The organism is Marinobacter fuscus (genome assembly GCF_003007675.1).
Taxonomy (GTDB): domain Bacteria; phylum Pseudomonadota; class Gammaproteobacteria; order Pseudomonadales; family Oleiphilaceae; genus Marinobacter; species Marinobacter fuscus.
Genome location: NZ_PXNP01000092.1, coordinates 1 through 2,663 on the forward strand (window position 1 = coordinate 1; position 2,663 = coordinate 2,663).

Below are 2,663 nucleotides of genomic sequence, written 5' to 3' on the forward strand. Positions count from 1 at the left end.
CCCTTTGATCAAGGAAGTTAAAACGGTAATCATCCTGCTGGTCTTAGCATGCAGTGGGTGCGCTACCACTAAGACCGTCAGTGTCACAGAAAATGGCGCGATATCGGATGGCTACTGGAACAGCAAAACAAATTGCAACTCGTTGCCTCGCGTCTACAGCGGATTGGCACATAACGCTTGCTTTGCTCTGTTTGCATCACGGTCGAACGGAACCATCTATAATTCATTCGAAATTGGCGGGTATGTGCTTGACTCGATGGCGTGTGCAGTCGCAGATACATTGGTTCTACCCTATACAATCTATAAGCAGTTTCAGTGGGGCAGCATTGATGTTATGCCGAGGCATGGGAAATAAACCTAACCAGTGCAGGCACGGCGACGCCTACTACATTGCGCCTTCGGCTCCATTCCGTAGGCGCGCATGCTGCAAGCGTTATACACAAGGAATGTTCATAGGTCATGGCAAGGAATCGCGGCCAAGATGGGCCGATTGAAACAAGGTTGATCAGCCTTTTTGCATCGCTGTTTTTCTCTATCCCAACGGCAGTATTCGTTTGGCTCTGGGTCAATTTGGAGTTGGCCGTCTACTGGGATGGCTTTCTCAGCAGTCGTTACCTTATTTCCTGCATCGTAGTTTTCGCGGTGTTGGCGTTGCTGCTCCCGAAACTGTTTCCGTCTATTCTCGGGGCTGTCTGGCGCGGTATAGCCAAGGTTTGGCATTGGTGGGGGTGATAGCCTTATGTATAACCAATCGTTCAAGTTCGCTACCGGCCTGGCGGCCGTCCGCCGGACGCCTACTACGCTACGCTCGTGTGTCATGACGAAAGACTTCAGTCTTTCTTGCTGTACTCAAGATGAGGGAAGGCCCCTCGGTCTCGGTGACCAGACACCGGGATCAAACCGCCCTGTGCGGCTTGCATTAAGAGTGCGGGTCGTGAGCGACATGGGAAAAGGCCGTCAAGAGCGGTCAGGTACGTACCCAAGGAGATGAACGAAAGTGAACCGCCGATGAGGGGTCGAAATGTAGACAGATGTTGTCAGAACCGGGGACCGAGCGTCTCCCCGGGATGAGCTGTGACGTGAGCTGGCACAACGGACACAGCGGCAGCCGGTCTTGAGGCGGCATGACCTGGGTACAGGCTTGAGTATGGAACATGAGAACCTGTCGTCCTGATGTTAAGGGAGAAGCACAAGTGGAGATCCCGCGAGGCGAGAGTACCGATGCAGGACACAGGGACGGATTGGCCCGTAGTAGTGTGGAAACACCTGTAATGGGTGTGGAGCGAAGGGGGCAAGTTATCCCGTCGGATCCAGATGGCCAACCGAATTCCGGGAGGAGCCGTCAGGGTCAGGCAAAACCATTTACCATCCCGAAGGCCTTGGTCTATCAGGCCTACAAGCGGGTTCGAGCCAACAAAGGTAGCGCCGGGGTAGATCATCAGAGTCTGGAAGACTTTGATGGTGACCTCAGCAATAACCTTTACAAGCTTTGGAACCGTTTGTCCTCAGGAAGCTATCATCCACCACCGGTTTTGCGCGTGGAGATCGAAAAGGCGGATGGGGCAACCCGTCGTCTCGGCATCCCAACGGTTGCCGACCGCATTGCGCAGATGGTGGTCAAGCTGCTGATTGAACCGGAACTGGAACAACACTTCCACCCGGACTCTTACGGCTACCGCCCGGGAAAGTCAGCGCACGATGCGCTGAAACAGACTCAGGCCCGGTGCTGGAAGAAAGCCTGGGTGCTGGATATGGACATTCAAGGCTTCTTCGACAACATCGACCACAACCTGTTAATGAAGGCCGTGGATCGTCATGTGACCGAGGACTGGCAGAAGCTGTACATCCGGCGCTGGCTAAGCGCGCCGGTTCAGTTGGCGGATGGTTCCGTGGAGGAACGCGATCGGGGCACGCCGCAAGGCGGTGTGATCAGTCCCTTACTGGCAAACCTGTTCCTGCACTACGTCTTTGATCGCTGGGTGGAGAAGCGCTGGGGTGGCATCCAGTTCGAACGCTATGCGGACGATATCGTATGCCATTGTTCCAGTGAACGGGAAGCTCAAGCACTGAAATCGGTCCTTGAGGCACGATTCACAGCGTGTGGCTTGACGCTCCATCCCCGCAAGACAAAGATTGTGTATTGTAAGAGCGAGTACAACCGGCGGGACTACCCGGAGATCGCGTTTGATTTTCTGGGTCACACCTTCCGACCGCGGCTGATCCGCAACCGGTTGGGACAAAAGAAAGTCTACTTCACGGCGGCCATCAGCCAGAGTGCAGCGAAAGAGATCCGCAAGCAGATCAACGAGTGGCCCTGGAAATGGTGGCGACAGAAAGAACTCGGGCAGTTCGCTCGATTCTGTCAGTCCCGCCTCCGAGGCTGGATGCAGTACTATAGCCTGTTTGGCCGCAGCTACATTCGGAATGTGCTGTTTCATTTCGATCTGAGGTTGAGCCGGTGGGCATTAGGGAAGTATCGGAAACTCAGAGGTCTGTTACAGGCTGCCCGGAGAGTGAATGGACTGCGTCGGCGACGGCCGGATCTATTTGCTCACTGGGCAGGATCAAGGGCAATGGTTGGATAACAAGAGCCGTATGAATCGAGAGGTTCACGTACGGTTCTGTGAGAGGCTTTGGGGGTGGTTCCCAGGGCCTACTCGACC

3 protein-coding genes are annotated in these 2,663 nt (G+C 54.8%); all 3 read left to right on the plus strand.

The window, feature by feature from the left end; translation table 11 throughout:
- Nucleotides 1-355 (plus strand): YceK/YidQ family lipoprotein (locus tag C7H09_RS20015; RefSeq protein WP_106763165.1); only part of this gene is annotated, 355 nt, incomplete at its 5' end.
- A 104-nt stretch (nucleotides 356-459) separates the two neighbouring features.
- The gene (locus C7H09_RS12460) at nucleotides 460-732 is read left to right on the plus strand and encodes a hypothetical protein (RefSeq protein WP_106763167.1); all 273 of its coding nucleotides are present in this window, start codon (nucleotides 460-462) and stop codon (nucleotides 730-732) included.
- 524 nt (nucleotides 733-1,256) lie between these two features.
- A complete protein-coding gene (gene ltrA, locus C7H09_RS12470) occupies nucleotides 1,257-2,585 on the plus strand; it encodes a group II intron reverse transcriptase/maturase (RefSeq protein WP_240616512.1) in 1,329 nt (442 codons plus the stop codon).
- Nucleotides 2,586-2,663 lie beyond the last annotated feature (78 nt).

What these genes read in the sequence shown, in the direction of transcription:
- C7H09_RS12460 (WP_106763167.1), top strand. Translation starts at nt 460, where the DNA reads ATGGCAAGGAATCGCGGCCAAGATGGGCCGATTGAAACAAGGTTGATC.